This window comes from Citrobacter sp. CF971 (genome assembly GCF_006385635.1).
Classification (GTDB): domain Bacteria; phylum Pseudomonadota; class Gammaproteobacteria; order Enterobacterales; family Enterobacteriaceae; genus Citrobacter; species Citrobacter freundii.
The window spans coordinates 220,693-241,754 of record NZ_CP041047.1 but is presented as its reverse complement, the minus strand read 5'-3'; the positions used below and the strand labels follow the sequence as shown (position 1 = coordinate 241,754).

The window sequence follows — 21,062 nt, the reverse complement described above, 5'->3', positions numbered from 1 at the left end:
CTTGGCAAATAAAAAGCCCCGATTTTATGTCGGGGCTTTTTTTTATTTCCTGAACAGGTACTGCTTGCCGTCGCTGAACACCATCGGCTCATGCTCAGGGGAACCAGGCAAGAATAGAGCTCGTTGAGCGCCCAGTTCTTTACTCATTGCTTTAACCAGTTTCACATTTGAAACTCGGGTTGCATAGAGATTGAAACATTCATTACCGAGTATGAATGTCGCGTGACCGCTGACGTTGATAGGTGGTTTAGGCAACGTTGGGGCAATATCGGCATACGATAACCAATCGCCGTTTGTTGCTTTCCGGCGAACAAGAATTTCAACAGCACCACCTTTACCCTCGCACACTCCCCCTACTTTGTATCCGTCCATTCGGGTCAGCGTATTCCAGAGTATAGTGTTGACCTCGCGCTCATTATCTTCCTGAGATTTACCGTTCCACGACGCGACACGTACAATGCCATCACTAATAGCAGCTGCTCGCCGGGCCGTTAAGACAGACAGAACCGGAATGAATGATGTGTGTGTAGCGAAGCCAGCTGCAACATCTGCCAACCCATTACCGCCACTGTTAGCCACTCCATTTTCACCAGCTTTAACCGGTGATTTAAGAGGAACAATCTGGCCATTGGATAAAAACCCGTTATAGATAAGATATTGATCGCCAGCATCGGTAATTTGACGTAAATCCATCGCTCGGGCAAATTTCAACGCATCAGATGGATTGGAGTCCACCGGCATAGCCGGGGGTTGAGAAGCCGCACAACCAACCAACATCAACGACACCAAAGCAAGACCAGAGATTTTCTTCATTTTATTTTCCTTGGGACACCAGTAGGTTTGTTATTCAATACTAACCCGACTCATTCAGGTGACGAAGTACCCAGGTAATAAAAAAACCCGTTAAAACGGGCTTTTTTATGAAATTTAGCTTAGTCACTTACGAGCTTTCATTTTCAGCTTCTGCATCAGAGCAGAACGGACAAATATGTTTTTTCCGTGGACGGTCACAACTCTGCGGAGAAATAAATGAAAGGTCGCAACGGAAACACCTTACCATGCGTATTTCTTCGGCCCGAAAATCACGCGCAAGAGTCCAGGCCTCATTGGCATCAATCATCACTTTTGAAGCTTCTTCCGGGCGGAATTTTAGATTTAGTTCCCGGTAAATTTCGAACGCACTAACCACATCAACGATGTTGTCGCTGTTGTTTGGGTCTTTCGAACGTCGCAGATAGATACTCATAAAATTGGTTGCTTCAACTTTTTTATGTGTCGTGTTGAGCAGCGTTTCTGAATGTTTAAGCCGTCCGATCGATACATCACTCAGATGGAACTCTTTACGCAAAAAATCAATAACGCGGTCACTCGCATTAAGCGAATGCACAATGATTTTTCGACGAAACCCTAATTTTACCATTTTTTGTGTTAACGCAAATTTATCTTCATCCCGGACAAGAGCAGCCTTCATAATCAATTACTCCAATGAGAATAGCGCGACTGTAAGTAGCCTGTTAATTCCAAGGTTGGGTTGGGGGCTCCAATAACTGTACTGAAGTCACAATCTACTAAATCGGCAAATGGACGAATAGGTTTAAAATATATTTTGCCGGTTATGATTGCATCAATTGTCTGTGCATCATCCATACGTTCGACAAGCTGGACGGTTTTTTCATTATCAAACCAGTAGAATGTTTGGGCGACAGTACCTGTATTAATGAAAACACGAATACTGAATACCAGCAGAGCAAGCCGCAGGATGTATGAGTCATGGCGAACGAATTTTTCTACCTCAGTAGAAATCTTGCGTTCAGGATCATGACAGATATTAAAGATGGGCAAGTCATACTTCTCCATCGATAGTGCGAGCTTTGCCTGATTAGTTTTCTCAATCAAGAACTCCCGGTCTCCTTCTGCTAACTCAAAAGGGCTTTTATACAACGATTGCGCACGGGTAATAATTGAGATGGCAGTCTGTAGAAAATACAAATTTTGATTAATCATTTTCGATAAGCCTCTTCCATACGCGTAATACGCGCTGACCATATTCACGAGCCTTGCCTTCCAACTTAGGGTTTTGAGTGTTGTATCCACCTATCGCCAGTTCTATATCACCAGGGTTAGCTTTGATGGCCGCACACAAAGTCTTTGCCCCGATTCGGATGTTTGTATCGATATCCAAGAGTTCTTCAGGATGGTTAACATACTGTCCGTTCCAACGAAAATTAATTTGAACGATTCCAATATCTGTTACCGGAGTGGCAGAGAGGTAGCGGGCTAGCGCTCTCTTGGCATCTTCATAACTTGTCGGGTAATACGACCCATAAACATAGTTGTTCAATGCCCAGGGGCTCGGAACAACATACCCCTTGGTTCCTGCATTTTTTTTACTCTCGGTGAGTGCCACCGCGTAGAGAAGGTACGGATCGAGACCACACTCTTTCTGGGAATGTTTTTCCCAGGAAGTGCCACGAAGATCTACAAGCCTGGCGTTCGAACTCGTGCAGTAAGCAGCACATAGTAAAGCGAGCACCAAACTCTTCGTTGCTTTCTGCATTTCCCCCCTCCCCACTAACCCTACGATGGCATCAACTTATGCGTACACGCCTTGGTGTACCCTTTACATTAACGCCGCTACCTTGATTGTTACCTGCCTCCCCAAAACCCGATTTATCTCCGGGATTGGGCTCCGGTTCGTTTCCAGTAAGCTCAGGCTGACTGATTAGGTTCGCCGTCGATAACTGTCCATCGTTTACTTCGAGATGCTGAATATCATCGCCCTCACCAAACGGCGGGCCTGTATTGACTATATCGTCGCTAACCACGTGACGAAATTTTGGTTCCTTGTCCTCATTTTCTTTGGGTAAGTGGCCGTCTCTTTGACTAGTCATCAGACCAGTCTCCTTTTCTATATTCGGCCCACGGACTGATTTCTTCTGTTCTGATTTACGTTTTTTTGAAGTCTCACGGACGACACCGGGTATAAAATTGTCACCCGCTAGCAATGCTCGGTTCGCCAGCGCCAATAGAGAACTACTACGCTGGCCAGACGGTTTTGATTCCAGATAATTAATCAGCTCTGGAAACAGTATTGGATTAATCGTCACTCGAACTTGCATGAACCCCCCTTTGCTCAATCGTCACCGTAAAGCATCAAGTCAACGCCATAGTTCCAGAAACCGATAGCATTACTGGCAACAGGCAACGGGCTCGATACGATCCTGGCTCGGGGGAATTCCTCACGAATAGTCTGTTCATAGAAACCAGTCCCACCACCGGCAGCTGCAATGATATGGACTGGCCCAAGAACCCTTGTCGATTTTCGCAACTCTTTGACTACATCACTGGCGATGGAGGGAATTGCTTCTTCAAGCAGAGGGCGTAGGGGAATGTGGCGGAACCCATTAAAGAAAGATGGTTCATTGTTACGGAGAGCGATTTCAATGATTTCTGGTAAATCATCGATACGCTCTTCCGGGTTAACGGCATTAAGGCGATTCACAATGCTTTCAATAATTGCACTGGTTGCTTTTAGTGATGAACCTGAAGAGCCTGATACCCGGCTCCCGCTCTTAAAGGCGATGTAGTCCATCGAGAAGAAGCCTGGGTCAACCACGAGAATAGTCGCCTTCTCTAACTCTTCCTGGCTGATAAGGCCTGGTCTGTTAACGATGTCATTGATGACACCTACGCCCTGCTGAAGAACAAGGCATTTTTTAACAGTCACTGTTTTTCCAGGCGCAATGGTAAACGTCCCGGTGAGCCTAGCGGTAAGTTTTGCGCGTTCGCTATCGTTGGCTAGACGAACAGGTAAACCTGTTACTACCAGATCGATGTCATTGCCAGATTTAGCGGCTATTTTATCCAGTGAGGCCAGATATAGCGCCAGGTACATTTCTGTCATGTGGTAACGGTCATGCAACTCCCGTGCATCGGGGCGTTCGGTAAAAGCCCGCCATTCTTTACCGCCTGGGTAGACAAGCACTTCGTGTTCGCAGTTACGCTTTACCAGCCGCACATCTTCTACAGCCTCATTCGTTGCGTAGGCCGGATAAATACTGACTGTGGGTTTGTCATCCGCTGGATCCCCGACAGCAATTTTTACATTGCTGTACCCAATATCAATTCCGCAGACAACCAATTTGTCATTGCTCATTCGTTAACCCTGCAAGTTAAAAATGAATTACTGCCACTCCGATAACATTTGAGCGCCAAAAAAGGGGGTCGCACTAACGTAATGAAAGGTGGCCTCCCCCTGCCAACGTCGGGAATAAACCGTTAACAAGTTGTTACATGGTATTCAAACGATAATTGAATACCATTTTTTTTATCGGCAAAACGCCCCCATTTTTGACGTTAATAATGGCTAGATTTGGACGCTTAAGATGTCCGTTATGTACATAAATGCTGCATGAAACATGACACTATATATGGCTAAATCTAGCCTTAAAATCATCAACCCCTAACTTAAATTAGACTGGGTAAATTAGATGATAATTTGTGAGGACAACGCTTTTAGATAGGCTTTCCGCCTGGGAATTTGACGGAGTATATATACTGGACAGGCAAGTTAAGGAGACGTGAGTTAAGGAATGCTGTGGGGATTTTTCAAGGTGGCATCCCGTTAAAATTTGACTTAAGAACAAGAAAGAATTTCACTTAAATATGCATTTTAAACCTTCATTTTACCCCAAAAAACACTCTCTCAAACTAGTATATATACCTATGAAATGTGACCTGAATCACCATGATAACGATGTAATTTAGGATTGATCCTGAAGACAAGTGAAAGTGTAAGGCTGTTTTCGGTCTGGTTGCCATTGTATTCCCCAGAAAGGTAGTCAAAACGGTAAAGTCCAGAAGCCTGGGTTTCTGCCATATCATATAGCGATTCCACATAAGCGCTAACGATGAGGTCTATGCAGTGACGGCAATCATCTCGTCAATCACCTTTACGTCAGAGAAAGTAAGTTTCCATTATATTCCCCAGAAACCTATGAAAAAATAGAAATGCCCAGAAACGTAGTTTTCTGCCATATCATATAGAGATTGGCAAACAGCTTGATTAAAATAAAATGGCTTGATAAAAGTACCAGTACAGGCTGATATTAATAACTCAAGCACCAGATTGCCATTGTATTCTCCAGAAACATCCAAAAAATGAGAACACCCAGAAAGTTACTTAACTGGAGAATCAATCATTCCTGTTTCGGAACTGAATACTTAAAATCGAACCTGAAAAGGAACTTTCTCTTTCTCCAGAAACGTAGGGTTCTGGCGTAATAATAGAGATTCTCTTTTTTGGGGTTAAGTCCTAATCAAAAATCATCGAGGTAGTTTTATGCAACTCGTCGGGTATATCAATGATCTGGAAAAGGCTCGCGATGCGGTTGATTCAGCCGCAGAACTTCTGTTTAACGAAGCCAATAGTCTTCGGGAGGAATATTGGGAGAAAGCTATCGCTGACGACGAGAAGGCGCGGTACAGTTTTAACGTAACCAGGCAAGGAACAACTATCAGGATCCGCTGGGCCAGATTGACTCCTTTACGCAAAGCTGGTGGAGGCATTGATCGTGTCGTCCCCAAATACCTACCTCTCAACAAAGGCGAATCATATCCACCTGCGAAATTTAAGGACGCAAGTCAGCGAGAACTTGCGCTTATCGAACTGTATGAAGGTCAGCTTATTTGGTTGCGTGATGAGCTACGAAAAAACCGTGCAATTCGGCAGGCTCTTTCGCTTCGAATAACTCACCTAAGAAAACAGCTTTAGAAATACAATATTCTCTGGAGTAAACATAACGGATAAACATGAATACCAGGCGATGACCTGGTATTTTTGTTAGTGAGCCTTCAGGCGATCTGTTAGTGAGCCTATAGGCGATAGCGGACTTATCGCGACGGAAAGGAATCAGGATGATCGCAATATGATCGCGATTGTTTTCGCCCGGGTATGAACGGTGGGGAATGCAGCGGGCTATTTCGCGGGCGCGAATATGGAAGGTAAACAAAGCGGAAGCGATAGCGTCGGTTTTCTCTATTTTTACATCGGAAGGTTGAGCATGGTAATAATCAAACCGCTCGATGTCGGAGGAAAGATGAATTTCCTCCGGGGGTTTTTATGGGCAACCGGAGGTTGCCCTGGGTTTTAATCGCCGGGGAAAACCAAAAGTGAATAACCGACATGGTTTTCCTCCGGGGGTTTTTGTCGCGGCGCGTACTGCCTGGATATTGTGATCGGCTATCAGAACGGCCAATGCGAAGTCGATACCCTCGTTCGGAATGACATTCCTCCCGATACAAGCGTAAACAAAACGGAACCAGTAATAATTTATCGCTCTGATTATCAAAACGGATCATCTCTGTCTCATACCGGCTAAATACCCTTGTGAAATCGATCTGTATTCGCAAAAGGATCCGTTATTGGGATAAAACCACGCCAGAATGGCCTCAGAACGATTCTGAGCTTATCCCCCTGGTATTTTCACGATCGGATTGATTAAAACGCGCCTGAGCGTTTTGAGCGCGTTTTGTGGATCGACATATCTGTAAATTTCCTGAGTATGGTTAGGCTATGCCTGTCCTCACCCTGATTTTGTTGCGAACGGGGAAGCCATTATGATTAGGTCTGAATGTAAAGCACTTGCAGAGGTGATGCGGTATGAGTCATGAGCGCATTGAGGTTATTGGTGATGGAGGCAGCTGGATAGCCGAACGGCTTCAGTCATTCAGGTTAACGATCCTGGGTCAAAGTGAGTCGTTGTCTATCGTCAGGAATCCGGCTGACAATTCTGCCTGGGTTACTCACGATGATACCGGCCTTGTATTATGCCCCCTCCATGTTGAAGGGTCGTCGGCCCCGGGCATAGCTGAGGCTGCTGAGACGGTAGAGAAATACATCACCCGGGTGAGTCCTGCGGGATTATTAGCTCGGATTAAGCAAGCCCGTAACCAGCTGGATAAAATTGCCGCGCCGGTAGACTCACTTTCTGCGGCAGCACTGTTAAGACGTGGCGGGATCCCGATTCTCTCACTGCGAACCACGGAATATCTGAAGTGGTATGAATCGTTAGCGAGACTGGCGAAAGGTCATGCTCTGTCACCATCCATCTGGGTCGATAACTACCTTGCCGGTGATACACCAGAAAGTGCCTGGGCGAATGGACGCGGACTCTATGAGTTAATCAACAATGGAAATATGACATCAGCCAATACGATATTCCCGGTCTGGTATTCGGTAGCGCTGGCACTGGGGAGATTCACAACGGAAGAACTGCCTGTGATGAATGCCTGGCCGAGCTATTGTGATGGAACCCGGGTGGAGAGTTTTATCCAGTTGTATCGTGATTAACTCTTATTCATAGGCCATATGATTAACGAAATAGTAGATCTGCGGTAAGTCTGGTCGTTACCAGGAACCCCGGGACAGACCGAAACTTGCTTTCGGGTTGTCTCGGGGTTGGCCGAGCGAAGCGCTGGCAAGCGAACACGACGCTGATGTCACGGAATTATTACTTCCCCCTACCACTGACACCCCCACAAATGTGCCGCCTTTCGCCCGTAGATAACCGTGAGGCAGACCGAAACTTGCTTTCGGGCTGTCGAGGGGTTGGCCGAGCGAAGCGCTGGCAAGTACAGACTGCATTGCAGCCCCAGTATTTCTCATCGCTAAATTCTTTCTTGAAATATCGTCAGTTTCTCTGTTTGTCACCCACCAGCCTCATGTTGTTATTGACCTAACTGCCATTCAATGGGAAGCAACAATGTTTAATTTAATCGCGAAGGCTAAAGAAGCAGGTTATCAATTCTGGATCAGTGCCTCGAAGGTACTGACAGTTACTGCCGTAACCGAGGGAGTACTGACGGTTATCAAAACGGTAACTGATATTAACCCTTGCTTGCTGGTGGCTGAGTTAATGAACCTTGGGATCACTGTATCCCCAGATAATAACTATTTCTGCTGGTTGGATCGCGAAGGTGTCCTTTGGGCCGTTGACCGCCACCATCTCTATCGCGGAAATACAGGAGAGCATGGGATAAGCTGGGAAGTCGTCTATCAGCACGGCATGGTAATTAATACCCCTGAGCAGGCATCCATTCTTTTCAAAATACCGCACGTTGGGCGCTTTACTGCCACTGTTATGTATAGCGCGGGCTATGCACCCGACTGGGTTCTTCCAGCCTTTGTTGATTTTTCTGGTGAACCGGATCATGAAACAATCCTGTCCTGGTTATCCGAGGTAGGTATTCGTAATGCAGGAATGCATCTCGAAGATATTGAGTTTCTTTCTGTTGAAGAAAACCCTGACGCTTATATTTCCCTTTAATGAGGTCACTATATGTCAAACGTAATACCTTACTCTTGGGTGGTTCGCTTCGATGTTGCTCCTCAGTGGGTAGCAGACGGCTTTATCATGACAGATACCACTGCTCTCGAAATGTTATCTGATGTTATCAACTATGCAAACGAACACGAACTTGCCGCATCGGTTATTTCAGCACCCGGTGCAGAACGAATTGCCGAGGAGCAAGGCTATTTGCCATCTAACAATACGGAAATAATGAGTCAGGTGCTAACCGGCTCACCGCAGGCATATGCTAAAGCATCCGTGGCAAATACTCTGCTAAAGGCTATAGCGGCACTTGAGAAAACGCAGAATAATAAGCAGATCGTTAAAGAACTGCATTCCAGCCTGGCTTTACTGACGGGCAATAAGCCTATTTCGGACATTATCTGGTTTCCAACCCCAGAATAATTCTTTCATAAAGAGCTTAATTTTTTAGCTCTTTTATTTATGGCTTTTCTATTCGTCAGCCACCCGGCGTGTGTTTAACTGAAGTTAGTAAACAAAACGAAAAACATACGCGGGGTGATTTATGAATACTGCAATTCATCAAGTTCGAAATAACGGTCGTCGCACTACATCTGCACGTCCAGTTTGTTATCCAGTACGCCCGCAGACAGAAAAAGAACTTTTTTCTGTAGGCCGTAGTCTCTGGTATCGCTACACCACTTCATTTGGCCCGTGCCGTGAAGTTCACCATCATCATGTGCAGCAACTTGCACACCTAGTGGGTAAATCTGTTGGCTATGTTGAACATGCCATTAATCATTACCTCACGCATTGAACGAGGCGGCTTAATATGTCTACTCAAATCTATTGTGCGGTGCTTCGCCATTTCATGATGATGGCTGCATCCTCCCAGCACTCATTGGTTGTGCTGAAGCAATTATATAACGCAGAGATTTCATCGAAAGCTCACCTGGCTGGTCTCTCCGTGTCTGAAGCTGAAGCGCTCCTGGCCCTGCCATCCACCAGCTGGCGCAAACGCGATGACGTGATTCATGAGCTCAATATTCGTCTTAAGCAACTCACCGGCGTAGCCACACCGCCAGCTCAACAAATCGCTAACTGATGGAGTTCAACATGCTGCCATTCCTCATTTTGCTGTTCTGCTCATCGCCTGAGACGGCGCGTATGATCTTAATCTACGCTACTGATGAAACTGCGGCCCGCCTCCAGGCGCTTGAAGATTTCGCCAGTCTGAATGATTCCGGTTTTGCGGCTTCCGCCCAAGGCCCGTATGAGTGGGAGAACCCTCACGGTGATCAGCTCTTTATCGAGTCGGTTTACCCGGTTCCCAACGGAGATTTATCCGCTATCCGCCGTATGCTCGGGGATGACGATGCCCCATATACCGACAAACACCTTATTGCCGGTTTACTGGAGGACAGCCGACGTATACAGATGATTGAACCGAATGCCGGTACTCTTTCACGTATTGCTCAGGCAGAGCAGTACCTTCAGTAGACCCATGTTCTGTCCGCCCACCAGCAGGTGGGCTTTCGGGCTATATTCCTGTAAGAGGTATGTATGCAAGGTACACCACGCTGGTGGCAAAATGGTCGTCGGGTGCAGGCCGTTCTCGCAGATAATCAGACCGCAGATGTTCGGCTCAATATCGGCCAGGATAATGATTTCTGGTTTACCGATGATGGTAATAACCCTGTTGCTGTACTTAAGGTAATCGGCCCGGTCTATCCACTGGATCCGCTAAAATTCACCTCCAGTATCACGGATATCCTTCCTGAAGATGTCCTCAGCTATAAAAATACCCTTCAGGAACACCAAGTGATAAACCGGCCTGTATCTTTCTATTTAGCGCTCGCCGATGCCTGGTTACTGGTCAACGAGCAGGAGCCGGTTTACCAGTTCCGCATTCGAAACCAGTACAACGGCATGGCTACAGAATGGAATTCCGTTGCCCGGGACAGAGTCATCGAAGTGATTAAGATGCAGCCAGAGAACGCTGAATTTCGGGTGCTTACCACTTCCCCCGCCGAACCTGTTGAGAACCCCCGTGAGCTGATTTCGGAAATAGAGCGCCTGAGAGAAGCCATTCACAAACTCTACCCAGCAAATACAGAACTTCGCCGTATTGCCCGCAATAGCGGAAGGATGCATCTGCATGACGATACCAATGGCAAAATGGCCTATGCAGACAATGCCAGAATTACTCCAAATCTCGATGCATTTGTAAAGCAGCTGCATCGCTCACTCAAGGCTTAGCGCATGAAGTTGTAACCCCTCCCTCAGTGTTTTCTGCTCTGATCAGCGCCGTCATGAATCAAATTTTTGACGGCGCTGCCGGTTGTGCCGATATCAAACATGGTAAATACAATGGATTGATTGTTGTCTGGATCCCGGACACGGATTTATCGTTGATGGAACCAAGTTGAGATATACGAGATGAAAAGACCAACCGCGCACAAAAATGACCGTCTGCCGGTGCGCAGAACTAACCCTACAACGCCTCAAGCAAGAGAGCGTGTTATTGCCGGGCTGGTGGCTTCAGCTACATCTGACTTCGTCTACCTCGTTCAGTGGCTGAAATCGGGAAAGCAGCACGGTGAGCCTCTACAGCTATCCAGATGGGATAGCCTGAGAAATGCAATCAGCCACCTTGAGACGCTGGATGCCGGTGTACAACCTGACTGGCGCAAAGTGCTCACTCTGGTGTCGCGGGAAATTCATACCAGCCATAATGTCCAGGCGGTTGTTACACCCCCGTCAAAAATCGCCGGTGGCATACTCAGCAACCTTAACGACATCAGCCAGAAGATAGCGACCGGGCTTGCATCCCCTGACATGCTCGGCAGACTCAATTATATGCTTCAGCTGACCGCAGGCCTGGCTGGTGGTGACGAACTGGCGCAAAGCATCCGTAAGGTTTCTGACAGTGCAGAAAAAGCCCTTCGTGGTTATGACAAGCCGCAGGCAAAACCCAAAACACCTAAACCGGCCCCACCAGCTCATGCAATCCGTGATGATCAGACGTTCCGGCTGGAGTGTGCCCCACTGATTGGGGTTGATGACCTCTTTGTTGTGGCTAATTGCCTTATCGCGATGTCCGCCCGCCTGGGACGTTCTCCTGTCAGCCTGGCGAAACGCGCAGCGGCTTTAAAAGGTGTGATTCAACCCGATATGCTGGCTGACCTGCTGGAGCTCTTGCAACAGGACGTGGATCTGAACGCCCTGGCCCCGCCCCCCAGGGTTAAAGACGATAATACCCGCAGTGATGGAGGTAAGCTCGTCGGTTTAACCGGGGTCGTCGAAGGTGGTGCGTCAATCGGTGCTGAAGCGCAGCGTATCATCACCGCAGAACTGAAGAAGCACTCACCGCTCACTTCGGCGCAGCGCGTATCTTTCGATACCGCTCGTGCGGGCCTGGCACTGGAGAGCGATACATTCCGGGTTATTGAAGAGATCAGGCGTATTGCAGCGTCTCTCAACTGGAGACCGCTGGCTGTTGCGGCCCATGCCGCGCATAAATCGCCTGGTATCCGCCCGGAGATTGCCGGGGATGTGATCACATTGCTGGCGCAGGATGAGACTTTAACCACCAGCAATACGGGCCGTTAAGTTCCTGCAAAGCAGACTACTGCTTACCTCGCGATATTGCCCCCAGCAACTCATAAATAATACCGGTATAAACGTCCGCGTTTTGCCGGTGTTTTCACTCGCCCTATTTTTTGGATTAGCGATAATAGCGTTGCTAATTACGTATTTTTACACTCAGAAACCTTCGTCACCTGAATAGGGTATGGTTCACTGAATAGGCAAAGACGTTAAATCTGGTCAGCTACAGAAAGGAGGATTTATGTAAATGCTCTCGTTACGTTCAAACTCTTAAATAACTGCCGCGCCTGCCTATATAAGCCAGGCTGTAGACCAGAAGTCTACGAATTTAGCGTTACTGACAATTCACAATCCAGTGAACCGGCTCACATTAAGGAGGTTATATGCGAACGCGTAACTTTACATCCGAGTCTATGTAAACTGATCTGCTGGCGCTGCCGAGAATGGCGGACTCCGCTGCCCCGGTAATAGACCGGGGCAGCAGGACGAAAGTATTAACGAATTACCGGTTTTTAAAACCAATTTTTTCATCTGGTGGGATACAAGCGCTTAGGCCGGTTTCCGTCAGACACCCTGAAGTTGTGATGTGTGAGTGTGTGTAGTGCCCCCCCCTGGAAATTGTTGTAATTAATTACTGTGTGTAGTTTTGCGGGGATAAATCCCCGCTTTTTTTTTGGTATTTTTTCTCTTCGTCTCCCCCGCGCCCTATGCCATGATGCTTAAGGATTAAACGTAGAATTCTTTCTCTTTTTAGCTGAAGTCTGACGAACTGGTTTCCTTTTGACCTACACACATTGAGGAATGAAAATGAGCGACGAAATTCAAGAAATAAATGCTGCTAACGAGATGCAGAAAAAAATTGCGGCGGCTTTAGCTTCTGAAGGCTTATACCTTCTGGACGGACATACCTACACCGCGCTGTGGTTGAAAATGCGACGAGTATGTAATTTTTATTCTGCTATTGATGGGCAACCAGTCACTGTCACTCTTAGCCTTACGCAGTCAGGTACGGTCGTTGTATCGTGGCAACCAAAAACCAATAAACTCGTGCCTGCTCCAGATAAGACCTTTCCCCTTTCACGTTCGCCAGCTCCTGATATCACTTCAACTTCAAAATACGGATATTAGCGAGTAGCGCCCTCAGATTTCTAATCTCTGAAATCGAAGACAGGCGGGGTTAAATCCCCGCTTTTTTATGCCCGATTCCCTTCGTCACCTGAATACCCCGTGAGATTATAAGTAAACAAAACGAACAACACTCAACACACGGGGCAATATCATGACTACCACCAACGGAAAAAAAATCTTCTACGTTCACTATTTTGAATTCGACTCCTGCGGTGGCGAGTTTCCACTGATGCGCGTTGAAGCGGAAAACGAAGATGAAGCCAACCTGATCTGTCTTCGCAACCTCGCGGATGTTTATGACGTTGATCATGGCGATATCAGCCTTGAAGAGGGCTTCGAAGTGAACGGCAATAGCGTTTATCTGCAAGGGATTTACCCGGCAACCGCAGAGCAAGCGCTGGTGGTTGATGCGGTATTTAATATGGCTCCTGTCGCACCAGTCGCTGAGGCTGTGACCGGCACGGCGGAATCCACCAGCGGTATCAGCCTGGTCTCTGACAAGGTCTGGCTGGAAAGCTGGTTCGATCTCGAAGACGAATTTGCTGATCAGATGTCCCACGTCGCAGAAGATGACAAGTCTGATACCCGCTTCGTCCTCTACCGTGACCAGGTCATCGATGTGCGTGAATGCGAAACCTCTTCAGTCCCTGGCTGGGATCTACAGTTCGGCTTAAGCGGCGGGACGCAGATGCTTTTCATTCGCCTGTCTGAGGACGGCGATCACGTGGCGTTGGGTCTCGAATAACCACGGCCTGCACCCGGGTACGTTCGCCCGGGTTGCTCCCCCTCCCCTGAATTCAAACCGAGTGTTATGACATCATTCTGAGGAGTACCAGACGATGAGTGAAGTGAAGAATTACAGCATCACGAAGACCATTGATTTTTACATCAATGAAGCATCCCCGGAAACCATCGCGGGCCGCAGGATCTATCTGGAAACCGTATTAGCTCCTCGTCTTCGCAAAGGCCTTGCCGTGCTCAATAATATAAACCTGCCCGAGCAGGAAGATATTGAGCTGCGCGATGTGTACCAGCGTGGCGTGGATTTCTTTGACAAATTGTTCGATGCCCCCGTCCCGCAGGTCAATACCACCACCAGCAATTAATCCGCAAATTTAGTCCATTTTTTACCCGGCTCTGACTTCGTCACCCGGGTAACCAGTGATTTAATAAGTAAACAAAACGAACAAATCCAATTATCACTGGGGATGCACCATGTTTAAAAGTCTGTCTGAATTGATGACCAGCGCTGGCAAGACCGACGCGCATAAAGTCTCGATAGTCCAGGTTAAAACCGGTGTCACCTCGTGGGGCCGCAAAAACCAGTCATCCCGGCCTACGGCTGAATACCAGATCTGGATGGATACTCCTGACAACGACAGTCGTATCGTCCTGAAGCTGAATTTCGTGCTGAGTTCCCGCCGTAACCAGCCTGAGAAGAATGCGCCCCTGAATATTGAAATCAGCCAGTACGCTAACTGGGATACGGTGAAACGCACCTGGGCGGAATGCGCTCCTGAGCGCTATATGCGTCTGGATAATGAAACGGCAGATGAGTTTATGTCCACCAGCGGGGTCTGGGAAGAAACATCTGTCATCACCAATGATATGCAGCCGGATTACCGCTACTTCTATCCAGGCACGTCCTATTACGTGGCAAACGACAGCTACTGAAGCCAGAAAACACACCACATAACCGAGGATCTACCATGACCGATGTTAACCAGACTACCCCTGAATGCTTCAGCATTTCTTCCCTGACCGACCTGTATCGCTCGGTGCAGGCTACCGAGTCCCACGCCCTTTCAATGATGCGTGTCCAGCGGGGGATCACCTCCTGGGGGAGCCGTCGTACTACTGACCGCCGAACTGAGGGGTTCACCGTCTTTCTGGATGCGCCGGATAACGCCAGCCGTATTACTGTGAAAACGGAGTTCGTGCTGAATGCTGCTAAGACCGGCCCTGATACGTCCAATGATCTGGTGGTGGAAGCGCGTGAACATTCAGGCTGGGATGAGAGCCGGAATTGCTTCACGGTTACCCGCGAGATCGGTGAACTGCGGGTTAATGCTGGTGGTGAAAATCATGCCGCTACACTTCGCCAGCTGTGGAAGCTGCTTCACGCGCAGGCAAAAGCTTACCAGTCCAGAAATACTGCCGGTAACGCCACCTGGCTTATGTTCTGATAAGCCCCGGGCATGGTAATGTGCGTCACGACATTAAGCGCGTGGCGCACGACGTTCGTTTAGAAGGAAGTGAAGATGAAAATAAGCCAGCTGGAAGCCGGGATGAGTGTCTGGTCGGTTAGCCGGGTAAATATGGGCAACACCACACTTAAGACGGTTGTCGTCCACCCGGTCGTGATTGTCGAAGTCCATGACAACCATGTCATCGCCACCTGGAATGGTAACGCCCCGCGTCGTTTCGGTGAGTCCGTCATTAAGGGCTGGAAGAAAGAAAAGCCGTTGCTGATCCGTGAAGGTTTTGGGCAAATGCGCCTGGCTACCCGGGAAGAGAAAGCGCTGGCAGGCAAGTAGCCCCCTTCGTGACCTGTATGACCCGTGGTGTAATGGCTCCGACAACCCAGGCAGTTTTCGCAACGCAACACTCTGCCGCAAATCACCAGCCACGGGGCCAGACAGGGAATACACGATGACCGATGCCATCCTTTCTGAAGAGCTGTACTTCAAATATCTCAACACCCTCGAACGCGAAAGCAGGTTTCGCATCGACTCCTTTCGCTTTGATGGCGAGCCTCAGTGGACAACCAAATTCGGGCAAGCTCGCATCCGCCCTTCTCAGGTACGTGTACTGCTTTGCCGCTGCGGGGCAAACAACTGGAAGGACGATGGCAGATTCGCCAATGAGTACTGCTGTGACAGCTGCGGACAGTTCGTGGAGGTGCTACAGCATAACGACCGCTGATTCGCATCCCGGAGCCGGGCCTGACGGCTCCCTTATGCACCATTTCAGACCGACATAATCATTCTGATAATACCCGCCGTATCGCCTTCGTCACCTGTCGGGCCCGTGTTGTACTGGTATCAGTACAACATAAAACGAGATCACGGGGCGCATCATGCAGACACTGACCGACGTATTCAGCGATAAGGCGAATAAAGCCTTTCATTCGATTTTCGCCGATTTCCTGCCCGCCAGCGCGGATGGGGTAATGACCTTCACGGTTCGCGGCTACGGCGGAAAATCTGCCAGTATGACCGTTCCCTCTGCCACCCCGGTTTTTGTCTTTGGAACTGAAGAGCTCGCCGACTTCCATCGCTCCGCTGTGGCGGGAGAATTCTACATTGTGGATCACGGTGGTTTCCGCACCCTGAATCAACAGGTAGAGCGTGGCCGCGTTCCGGTCATCTACGACATCCTCTGAAAGGAACCGCTTATGGCCATCGACACGGTTTACCGCCTGCGGCTCGATTTCGACGTGTATAACGGCGATGTCATCGACACCAAAGAGCAGGAAGACAAAGACCAGATCTCCATTGCGAAAATCAGCCAGTTTATCTTTGAAGCATCCAACCGTTTCAAGCTGGATAGCTGCGAAACCAGTGAAGGCGGGCCAGCGCATGGGCCTTACTGTGTGCTGGAGCATAGCGACCGTTCCGCGCTGGAACAGGCCGAAAATGAAATTAAACGCTATGTGAGACGCTTTAAAGGCCATTCACTGAAAGACTGATGAACCCGGTACATCCACCAGCTTGAGGATGTCCCTGACTTCGATAGCCGCTGCCAGGCTGTAATTACTGAGCAGCAGCAGAGAACAAGGTACGGATATGCCAGACAACAAACCCCGGATGACTGCCGCTGAAATGACTGAGCGAGCCTATCACTCCTTCCTGGACGCGAAAGGGTTATCCCCTCGTGCCGGGCAGGTATCCGGGTTCGGGAGATTTCGAATAATTTTCGCGCCTGCTGCAATTCCTGTGAGGCCACGGTGGCGTTTCAGGACTCCGAACAAGCCGCTGTGACGCGCTGGAATACCCGCGCTGAAGAGAAACAATCTGGCGGACTCCAGTCAGCATAAATTAAGCCCCGGGCTGCTCTGGGCCTGAATACCGATAAGAGGAAACACCGACATGAAATTTTACATCAGCGACGTTTTATGGAAATCCGGGCAGGCATTCATTTTCTCGTTTGTCACTGCTCCGGCAGTTGCGTTACTGCTCATTCTGTTCTGCACAGTTCTTACCAGTTCACCATCCAAGGTCTTCCTCGATCAGGCCCGTAGTCTGGTTGGAAATGCCACCAGCACCTCGGTCATGGTTTGCCCTGAAGAGAAAGCAGTGTTTGCCGCGTTCCGCTCCTCAGAATGCCAGCGACACGTGGTGAATGCCGATGATGCCATTAAACAATGGGACTCGCTGTTGCTCAAAGGCTACCTGATAGTGGCGGGTATCGCTCTTATCTGCTGGATGGTAAGCGAGGCAGTTAACTACCGCAGAAAGCCGTGGCGCTATGGGATCCGTCCCTCTGATATGACATTTAGCTATACAAAACTCGTGCCGAAAGAATCCGATGATGACGCGGATAAATAACCACTCATTTAGCACGGCAGACAGCCGGTCAATGCCAGCAGCACAGGGGGCAGTATGGGTAGACCTACAGGCAATATCGTCAGACTCACAAAATCAACAGGCCGCAGCAGCGACTTTTTCGGGCCATGTGAGTTGTGTGGAAAACATATGTCAGAAGCATTCCGTACCCGAAAAGCGCGTGAGTGGCAGCGTGAAAATGGCGAACTCTATTACGGCCATGATTCCGCCGTCATGTATGCACATGAAAAATGCATTCTGAATCTGGAAAGCAAATTTACCTCAAATTAACGACTGGTGAGATTTATGAAAATACCTCTGGGTAAGACGTTCCCAATTTTTTTTATCTTATTGGTGGTGGTGCTGGGGGGCGCTATCGCCGAGAAACTGCTATGGGAGGGACACCTCTATCCCGATTTTCTTATCAGTGATGCCTATGTGGCGAAAGATACTCAATTGCAGGCCAGTAACGACACAACACTGTTGAAGCAGTGCTACGCTCAGCACTTAACTGGATGTGAAAAGTATTATAGAAGCTTCAGCCAACTGGAGGTCAGGGGTAACGATCTCAAGTCGCTGTGTAAAGTCCTGACAAATAACACTGATCTGGACGTCTTTCAGAGTGATGCTCAATTGCTGGTTCGTTGCTCACGATGGAATGTTTTCCGTGTAATTCCATTTAAACCTACAGATAACGCAACTGATAAATTTAAGCCAATGGTCGATATGGTTGGGAGCTGGATGGCCTACAACCGGCTCTCAAAAGAGCTACTTCATGAAGATCCGGTCGATATCTTTTTTGTTGGACTGGATGAGGGAAAAAAGCAACTATCCCTGAAATATTGCTTTACCGGGGTTGATCAAATTCCTCCTCAAGTAGCTTTCCAGCGATGTGACACCGAGTCGGATACGACTAAAACCCAGAGTGACAAATCATGATGACATTTCTCGCTAATTTGCATCGCCATACTACGGCCTGCCGCAGCTTCGCATTCTTCACTCTGGTCTCCGGCCCGGCGATTGCTTTATTTATCACGTTCATCTGCATGAACTATTCAGGTTCACCTTCAGCGCATCTGGTTAGTGCAGCCAGGGCTGTCATTGATGGTGCTCCGGTCGGCAAACTAATGGTATGTACCGAAGAGCCACAATCCACGACTCCCCCGACACTTATCGAATCTCCCTGCGTTCGCGAGGCGGTCGATGAATCAATAGTAACCGCGAAGTGGGATTCAAACTTCCGAATGGTTTACGCAATGCTTGCTCTGCTTTCTTCTGTTATCTGGTGTCTAGTGAGCGCCACACGAGCGAACATATTCAAGGACGCTAAACCCCCTACTCGATAAGCCTGTCAATTCTCAAATAAAATGATGAAAAGTTGTGAAATTAAGGAGTGATGATGAACATAAATTACAGTATTAATAACAGTGTGCTCATGATGATGAGTGAGTTTATGATTACAGCTTTTGTAATCGTAATACTTTTTGTGATTGTATTAGTATATAACAAAGCGTTTAAGTCTGAATTAAGCATAAAAATATTTTGTTTTAGTCAGTTAACAGCCATTTTCATTTCCGTATTAGAAATAACAACAAAAAGAACAAATGCTGGAAGTATCAGTATTACATGGAGTGACGGCATCCATCAGTTTTATACTCACGTTTTTCTGGGGTTTGCTTTTTCTTTCTTACTTTTTTTGCTTGGTCTTTATGACTACAAAATGAAAGGCAACAAAGATGGTTTAAAGGATTGCAAAAAACATGTTTTACCGTGTTTCATAGGGAGTTGGTTCGTATTAATAATATTCTTTTTCTCCGCTTCGCCTTTGCGCTATGAGGAGAATTTGATTACGGATGCTCGCGTCGTAGCTTCGGATCCCAATCGAACCACAATTATCTATGCTGATGGGTTCTACTGGCTATTTGATATGGATAGAAATGAATTTGATAAGTCTATATCCAGAGAGATAGTCAGAGGCAACTACAAGATGTTATGTACTTCAGATACACCAGCTACCTGCTGGGCGGGCAGAAAATTCCCCAAAAACACATCACTGGATAAAGTTTTATGAAAGATTGTAACGCTGAGAAATATAGCTATTCATGTCTTTTCGCAGCGGTATTTAGACCAGGTGAAATGCCTGTCATTTCCGCGTTCCGGGCGCGGTATTGGGCTCTAATCATTCGATGGGCATTGCGTTTCGGTTACACCGTTTGCCTGATTGGCAGCACTGGAACCGGAAAAAGTTACCTCATCGAAAGAAAGCTACCAGGACGGATCATTGATGCCCGACTGTTACTGGTAAAGAATGATTGGCATGGCCCTGTGCCATTCAGTTTGCGCGGTGCAAAGCCCGGCCCAGTTGGCATTGATGAGTCGTCCAGCTTTTCAGAGGAAACGCTGCGTCAGAACGCGGAGAACCTGAAAGAAAGAGGGGTAGTGTATACAGCACAAAGCATTGATAAAGCAGCTAAAGTTGCAGCCAACCTGCCAAACAGGCGTGTGTTGCTTATCATGATTGGAAAAACGTAGCCTCTGCGGTCTAGGCCATCTGACCTGCTGAACTGACGCAGTAGACTCTCTCGGAGGCAAACAAATTTGCTGGTGGGATAAAATGGGCGCATACTTAAAGCACGTGTAATCGACACGTGCTTTTTTATTGGAGGACACATGCAGGCTACAGCTGCTCGCCAGAAAAAAACCGTCAGTGTCACCCTTGAGCCAATGCTCGTACAGCAGGCAAAAGACGCTGGGATTAACTTGTCCGCCACGCTGGCAGAAGCGCTTCAGAGCAAACTGAAGGCCAGTGCAGCGGAAGAATGGAAACGACAGAATCGTGCTGGTATTCAGGAGTTGAACCGCATCACTGAAGAGCATGGGTTACTGTCTGACGAATACAGGACGTTCTGATAATGCAATATACCGTTTACCGCAATCCCGGCAACAGCCAGGCATACCCTTACCTGCTGGATATACAGAGCGACATCATTGGCGAGTTAAATACCCGCCTGGTGATCCCCCTTCATCGGCTTAAAAAAGGAGCCTCGGCCCCGGTTGCGCGATTAACTCCGGTCATACAGGTGGAAGGGAATGACGTTATCCTGATGACGCATGAAATGGCTTCAGTCCGCGTGAAGCAGCTCGGTCAGGCGGTCATGGACGCATCTCCGTTCCGGCACACTATCAAAAGTGCGGTGGACTTCCTGCTGGATGGTTTCTGACAGAGATAATGAGCGAGAAAATGATGAAGCAAAATGAACTGCTGGAAGTGGCAAAAGCCATGCGCGATTATATTGATGCCCTCCCTACCGATGTCGTTGCAGCATTACCGGTGATGCCGGGATTTGATCGAGACTGGGCCGACGAAGTCATTTACGAAGCCGAATCCGCCAGCAAATAACCCCCCGTCTGCGCCCGTTTCATCTGAATTCGGGCCGTCACAATCTTTCTGATTTTATTGAGAAAA

The 21,062-nt window shown here is 48.1% G+C and carries 33 protein-coding genes; 26 read left to right on the top strand and 7 right to left on the bottom strand.

Annotated elements, in window-relative coordinates:
- Positions 1 to 42: 42 nt before the first annotated feature.
- The 6 genes from E6P06_RS01515 to E6P06_RS01490 form a co-directional block, all read right to left on the bottom strand.
- A complete protein-coding gene (locus E6P06_RS01515; protein ID WP_008786620.1) occupies positions 43 to 813 on the bottom strand; it encodes a hypothetical protein in 771 nt (256 codons plus the stop codon).
- A 127-nt stretch (positions 814 to 940) separates the two neighbouring features.
- Positions 941 to 1,471 (bottom strand): FlhC family transcriptional regulator, encoded by a 531-nt coding sequence (locus E6P06_RS01510; protein ID WP_008786619.1) that lies wholly within the window; start codon positions 1,469 to 1,471, stop codon positions 941 to 943.
- A 2-nt stretch (positions 1,472 to 1,473) separates the two neighbouring features.
- On the bottom strand, positions 1,474 to 2,004 hold the full coding sequence (locus E6P06_RS01505; RefSeq protein WP_008786618.1) for a hypothetical protein: 531 nt from the start codon (positions 2,002 to 2,004) through the stop codon (positions 1,474 to 1,476).
- The gene (locus tag E6P06_RS01500; RefSeq protein ID WP_008786617.1) at positions 1,997 to 2,557 is read right to left on the bottom strand and encodes a transglycosylase SLT domain-containing protein; all 561 of its coding nucleotides are present in this window, start codon (positions 2,555 to 2,557) and stop codon (positions 1,997 to 1,999) included. The genes E6P06_RS01505 and E6P06_RS01500 overlap by 8 nt, the downstream gene beginning before the upstream one ends.
- 31 nt (positions 2,558 to 2,588) lie before the next feature.
- Positions 2,589 to 3,119, bottom strand: coding sequence for a hypothetical protein (locus E6P06_RS01495; RefSeq protein ID WP_020996207.1), 531 nt, complete (start codon positions 3,117 to 3,119; stop codon positions 2,589 to 2,591).
- 14 nt (positions 3,120 to 3,133) lie between these two features.
- Positions 3,134 to 4,156 (bottom strand): ParM/StbA family protein, encoded by a 1,023-nt coding sequence (locus E6P06_RS01490; protein ID WP_008786616.1) that lies wholly within the window; start codon positions 4,154 to 4,156, stop codon positions 3,134 to 3,136.
- 1,185 nt (positions 4,157 to 5,341) lie between these two features.
- Between E6P06_RS01490 and mobI the strand changes: the two genes are divergently transcribed.
- Both mobI and E6P06_RS01475 read left to right on the top strand, forming a co-directional pair.
- Positions 5,342 to 5,773, top strand: coding sequence for a conjugative transfer protein MobI(A/C) (mobI, locus tag E6P06_RS01485; protein ID WP_020996208.1), 432 nt, complete (start codon positions 5,342 to 5,344; stop codon positions 5,771 to 5,773).
- An 888-nt stretch (positions 5,774 to 6,661) separates the two neighbouring features.
- Positions 6,662 to 7,351, top strand: coding sequence for a hypothetical protein (locus E6P06_RS01475; protein WP_008786615.1), 690 nt, complete (start codon positions 6,662 to 6,664; stop codon positions 7,349 to 7,351).
- 57 nt (positions 7,352 to 7,408) lie between these two features.
- Here the strand turns inward: E6P06_RS01475 and E6P06_RS01470 are convergent, their stop codons facing one another.
- Positions 7,409 to 7,645 (bottom strand): hypothetical protein, encoded by a 237-nt coding sequence (locus tag E6P06_RS01470; RefSeq protein WP_139156957.1) that lies wholly within the window; start codon positions 7,643 to 7,645, stop codon positions 7,409 to 7,411.
- Positions 7,646 to 7,763: 118 nt separating this feature from the next.
- Here E6P06_RS01470 and E6P06_RS01465 point away from each other — a divergent pair, with 118 nt between their 5' ends.
- The 24 genes from E6P06_RS01465 (at position 7,764) to E6P06_RS27550 (ending at position 20,996) form a co-directional block, all read left to right on the top strand.
- Entirely contained in the window at positions 7,764 to 8,327 is a 564-nt protein-coding gene (locus E6P06_RS01465) for a hypothetical protein (protein ID WP_008786614.1), read from the top strand.
- Between the two features lie 12 nt (positions 8,328 to 8,339).
- On the top strand, positions 8,340 to 8,756 hold the full coding sequence (locus tag E6P06_RS27820; RefSeq protein ID WP_008786613.1) for a hypothetical protein: 417 nt from the start codon (positions 8,340 to 8,342) through the stop codon (positions 8,754 to 8,756).
- 121 nt (positions 8,757 to 8,877) lie between these two features.
- Positions 8,878 to 9,129 (top strand): hypothetical protein, encoded by a 252-nt coding sequence (locus tag E6P06_RS01455; RefSeq protein ID WP_071846954.1) that lies wholly within the window; start codon positions 8,878 to 8,880, stop codon positions 9,127 to 9,129.
- A gap of 15 nt (positions 9,130 to 9,144) precedes the next feature.
- Positions 9,145 to 9,417, top strand: a complete 273-nt coding sequence (locus E6P06_RS01450; protein WP_008786612.1) for a hypothetical protein — start codon at positions 9,145 to 9,147, stop codon at positions 9,415 to 9,417.
- Between the two features lie 11 nt (positions 9,418 to 9,428).
- On the top strand, positions 9,429 to 9,812 hold the full coding sequence (locus E6P06_RS01445) for a hypothetical protein (RefSeq protein ID WP_020996209.1): 384 nt from the start codon (positions 9,429 to 9,431) through the stop codon (positions 9,810 to 9,812).
- A 63-nt stretch (positions 9,813 to 9,875) separates the two neighbouring features.
- Positions 9,876 to 10,571 (top strand): hypothetical protein, encoded by a 696-nt coding sequence (locus E6P06_RS01440; RefSeq protein ID WP_139934926.1) that lies wholly within the window; start codon positions 9,876 to 9,878, stop codon positions 10,569 to 10,571.
- Positions 10,572 to 10,751: 180 nt separating this feature from the next.
- Entirely contained in the window at positions 10,752 to 11,924 is a 1,173-nt protein-coding gene (locus E6P06_RS01435) for a hypothetical protein (RefSeq protein ID WP_008786609.1), read from the top strand.
- Between the two features lie 804 nt (positions 11,925 to 12,728).
- On the top strand, positions 12,729 to 13,049 hold the full coding sequence (locus E6P06_RS01425) for a hypothetical protein (protein ID WP_020996210.1): 321 nt from the start codon (positions 12,729 to 12,731) through the stop codon (positions 13,047 to 13,049).
- A gap of 151 nt (positions 13,050 to 13,200) precedes the next feature.
- Positions 13,201 to 13,794, top strand: a complete 594-nt coding sequence (locus E6P06_RS01420) for a hypothetical protein (protein WP_008786608.1) — start codon at positions 13,201 to 13,203, stop codon at positions 13,792 to 13,794.
- A 94-nt stretch (positions 13,795 to 13,888) separates the two neighbouring features.
- Positions 13,889 to 14,155, top strand: coding sequence for a hypothetical protein (locus tag E6P06_RS01415; protein WP_008786607.1), 267 nt, complete (start codon positions 13,889 to 13,891; stop codon positions 14,153 to 14,155).
- Between the two features lie 109 nt (positions 14,156 to 14,264).
- Entirely contained in the window at positions 14,265 to 14,723 is a 459-nt protein-coding gene (locus E6P06_RS01410; RefSeq protein WP_020996211.1) for a hypothetical protein, read from the top strand.
- 35 nt (positions 14,724 to 14,758) lie between these two features.
- On the top strand, positions 14,759 to 15,235 hold the full coding sequence (locus E6P06_RS01405; RefSeq protein ID WP_008786605.1) for a hypothetical protein: 477 nt from the start codon (positions 14,759 to 14,761) through the stop codon (positions 15,233 to 15,235).
- A gap of 75 nt (positions 15,236 to 15,310) precedes the next feature.
- Positions 15,311 to 15,586 carry a hypothetical protein gene (locus E6P06_RS01400; protein WP_020996212.1) on the top strand — a complete coding sequence of 92 codons (276 nt, stop codon included), beginning with the start codon at positions 15,311 to 15,313 and terminating at the stop codon, positions 15,584 to 15,586.
- 115 nt (positions 15,587 to 15,701) lie between these two features.
- Positions 15,702 to 15,974, top strand: a complete 273-nt coding sequence (locus E6P06_RS01395; protein WP_008786603.1) for a hypothetical protein — start codon at positions 15,702 to 15,704, stop codon at positions 15,972 to 15,974.
- Between the two features lie 154 nt (positions 15,975 to 16,128).
- Positions 16,129 to 16,434 carry a hypothetical protein gene (locus E6P06_RS27560; protein ID WP_008786602.1) on the top strand — a complete coding sequence of 102 codons (306 nt, stop codon included), beginning with the start codon at positions 16,129 to 16,131 and terminating at the stop codon, positions 16,432 to 16,434.
- A gap of 12 nt (positions 16,435 to 16,446) precedes the next feature.
- Positions 16,447 to 16,740 (top strand): hypothetical protein, encoded by a 294-nt coding sequence (locus E6P06_RS01385; protein ID WP_008786601.1) that lies wholly within the window; start codon positions 16,447 to 16,449, stop codon positions 16,738 to 16,740.
- Positions 16,741 to 17,140: 400 nt separating this feature from the next.
- The gene (locus E6P06_RS01380) at positions 17,141 to 17,599 is read left to right on the top strand and encodes a hypothetical protein (protein ID WP_008786599.1); all 459 of its coding nucleotides are present in this window, start codon (positions 17,141 to 17,143) and stop codon (positions 17,597 to 17,599) included.
- Positions 17,600 to 17,746: 147 nt separating this feature from the next.
- Entirely contained in the window at positions 17,747 to 17,887 is a 141-nt protein-coding gene (locus E6P06_RS27555; protein WP_007372281.1) for a hypothetical protein, read from the top strand.
- Between the two features lie 15 nt (positions 17,888 to 17,902).
- Complete coding sequence (locus E6P06_RS01375; RefSeq protein WP_007372282.1) at positions 17,903 to 18,535, top strand: hypothetical protein; 633 nt, start codon at positions 17,903 to 17,905, stop codon at positions 18,533 to 18,535.
- Between the two features lie 457 nt (positions 18,536 to 18,992).
- Positions 18,993 to 19,667 (top strand): hypothetical protein, encoded by a 675-nt coding sequence (locus E6P06_RS01370; protein WP_008786597.1) that lies wholly within the window; start codon positions 18,993 to 18,995, stop codon positions 19,665 to 19,667.
- The gene (locus E6P06_RS27815; RefSeq protein WP_246862875.1) at positions 19,664 to 20,128 is read left to right on the top strand and encodes a hypothetical protein; all 465 of its coding nucleotides are present in this window, start codon (positions 19,664 to 19,666) and stop codon (positions 20,126 to 20,128) included. The genes E6P06_RS01370 and E6P06_RS27815 overlap by 4 nt, the downstream gene beginning before the upstream one ends.
- Positions 20,129 to 20,266: 138 nt before the next feature.
- Positions 20,267 to 20,506, top strand: coding sequence for a type II toxin-antitoxin system CcdA family antitoxin (locus tag E6P06_RS01360; RefSeq protein ID WP_007372285.1), 240 nt, complete (start codon positions 20,267 to 20,269; stop codon positions 20,504 to 20,506).
- Between the two features lie 2 nt (positions 20,507 to 20,508).
- Positions 20,509 to 20,817 (top strand): CcdB family protein, encoded by a 309-nt coding sequence (locus tag E6P06_RS01355; protein ID WP_007372286.1) that lies wholly within the window; start codon positions 20,509 to 20,511, stop codon positions 20,815 to 20,817.
- 20 nt (positions 20,818 to 20,837) lie between these two features.
- Positions 20,838 to 20,996, top strand: coding sequence for a hypothetical protein (locus E6P06_RS27550; protein ID WP_016241558.1), 159 nt, complete (start codon positions 20,838 to 20,840; stop codon positions 20,994 to 20,996).
- Positions 20,997 to 21,062: the final 66 nt, after the last annotated feature.

Bases quoted from the DNA above. Each gene is read 5' to 3' on its own strand.
- E6P06_RS01420 (WP_008786608.1), top strand. From the start codon at position 13,201: ATGACTACCACCAACGGAAAAAAAATCTTCTACGTTCACTATTTTGAA.
- E6P06_RS01500 (WP_008786617.1), bottom strand. From the start codon at position 2,557: ATGCAGAAAGCAACGAAGAGTTTGGTGCTCGCTTTACTATGTGCTGCT.
- E6P06_RS01440 (WP_139934926.1), top strand. From the start codon at position 9,876: ATGCAAGGTACACCACGCTGGTGGCAAAATGGTCGTCGGGTGCAGGCC.
- E6P06_RS01465 (WP_008786614.1), top strand. From the start codon at position 7,764: ATGTTTAATTTAATCGCGAAGGCTAAAGAAGCAGGTTATCAATTCTGG.
- E6P06_RS27815 (WP_246862875.1), top strand. From the start codon at position 19,664: ATGAAAGATTGTAACGCTGAGAAATATAGCTATTCATGTCTTTTCGCA.
- E6P06_RS01490 (WP_008786616.1), bottom strand. From the start codon at position 4,156: ATGAGCAATGACAAATTGGTTGTCTGCGGAATTGATATTGGGTACAGC.
- E6P06_RS01410 (WP_020996211.1), top strand. From the start codon at position 14,265: ATGTTTAAAAGTCTGTCTGAATTGATGACCAGCGCTGGCAAGACCGAC.
- E6P06_RS01435 (WP_008786609.1), top strand. From the start codon at position 10,752: ATGAAAAGACCAACCGCGCACAAAAATGACCGTCTGCCGGTGCGCAGA.
- E6P06_RS27555 (WP_007372281.1), top strand. From the start codon at position 17,747: ATGTCAGAAGCATTCCGTACCCGAAAAGCGCGTGAGTGGCAGCGTGAA.
- E6P06_RS01425 (WP_020996210.1), top strand. From the start codon at position 12,729: ATGAGCGACGAAATTCAAGAAATAAATGCTGCTAACGAGATGCAGAAA.
- E6P06_RS01450 (WP_008786612.1), top strand. From the start codon at position 9,145: ATGTCTACTCAAATCTATTGTGCGGTGCTTCGCCATTTCATGATGATG.
- E6P06_RS01375 (WP_007372282.1), top strand. From the start codon at position 17,903: ATGAAAATACCTCTGGGTAAGACGTTCCCAATTTTTTTTATCTTATTG.
- E6P06_RS01370 (WP_008786597.1), top strand. From the start codon at position 18,993: ATGATGAACATAAATTACAGTATTAATAACAGTGTGCTCATGATGATG.
- E6P06_RS01355 (WP_007372286.1), top strand. From the start codon at position 20,509: ATGCAATATACCGTTTACCGCAATCCCGGCAACAGCCAGGCATACCCT.
- E6P06_RS01455 (WP_071846954.1), top strand. From the start codon at position 8,878: ATGAATACTGCAATTCATCAAGTTCGAAATAACGGTCGTCGCACTACA.
- E6P06_RS01385 (WP_008786601.1), top strand. From the start codon at position 16,447: ATGGCCATCGACACGGTTTACCGCCTGCGGCTCGATTTCGACGTGTAT.
- E6P06_RS01415 (WP_008786607.1), top strand. From the start codon at position 13,889: ATGAGTGAAGTGAAGAATTACAGCATCACGAAGACCATTGATTTTTAC.
- E6P06_RS01505 (WP_008786618.1), bottom strand. From the start codon at position 2,004: ATGATTAATCAAAATTTGTATTTTCTACAGACTGCCATCTCAATTATT.
- E6P06_RS27820 (WP_008786613.1), top strand. From the start codon at position 8,340: ATGTCAAACGTAATACCTTACTCTTGGGTGGTTCGCTTCGATGTTGCT.
- E6P06_RS01470 (WP_139156957.1), bottom strand. From the start codon at position 7,645: ATGCAGTCTGTACTTGCCAGCGCTTCGCTCGGCCAACCCCTCGACAGC.
- E6P06_RS01475 (WP_008786615.1), top strand. From the start codon at position 6,662: ATGAGTCATGAGCGCATTGAGGTTATTGGTGATGGAGGCAGCTGGATA.
- E6P06_RS01400 (WP_020996212.1), top strand. From the start codon at position 15,311: ATGAAAATAAGCCAGCTGGAAGCCGGGATGAGTGTCTGGTCGGTTAGC.
- mobI (WP_020996208.1), top strand. From the start codon at position 5,342: ATGCAACTCGTCGGGTATATCAATGATCTGGAAAAGGCTCGCGATGCG.
- E6P06_RS01360 (WP_007372285.1), top strand. From the start codon at position 20,267: ATGCAGGCTACAGCTGCTCGCCAGAAAAAAACCGTCAGTGTCACCCTT.
- E6P06_RS01395 (WP_008786603.1), top strand. From the start codon at position 15,702: ATGACCGATGCCATCCTTTCTGAAGAGCTGTACTTCAAATATCTCAAC.
- E6P06_RS01445 (WP_020996209.1), top strand. From the start codon at position 9,429: ATGCTGCCATTCCTCATTTTGCTGTTCTGCTCATCGCCTGAGACGGCG.
- E6P06_RS01495 (WP_020996207.1), bottom strand. From the start codon at position 3,119: ATGCAAGTTCGAGTGACGATTAATCCAATACTGTTTCCAGAGCTGATT.
- E6P06_RS01510 (WP_008786619.1), bottom strand. From the start codon at position 1,471: ATGAAGGCTGCTCTTGTCCGGGATGAAGATAAATTTGCGTTAACACAA.
- E6P06_RS27560 (WP_008786602.1), top strand. From the start codon at position 16,129: ATGCAGACACTGACCGACGTATTCAGCGATAAGGCGAATAAAGCCTTT.
- E6P06_RS01515 (WP_008786620.1), bottom strand. From the start codon at position 813: ATGAAGAAAATCTCTGGTCTTGCTTTGGTGTCGTTGATGTTGGTTGGT.
- E6P06_RS01380 (WP_008786599.1), top strand. From the start codon at position 17,141: ATGAAATTTTACATCAGCGACGTTTTATGGAAATCCGGGCAGGCATTC.
- E6P06_RS27550 (WP_016241558.1), top strand. From the start codon at position 20,838: ATGATGAAGCAAAATGAACTGCTGGAAGTGGCAAAAGCCATGCGCGAT.
- E6P06_RS01405 (WP_008786605.1), top strand. From the start codon at position 14,759: ATGACCGATGTTAACCAGACTACCCCTGAATGCTTCAGCATTTCTTCC.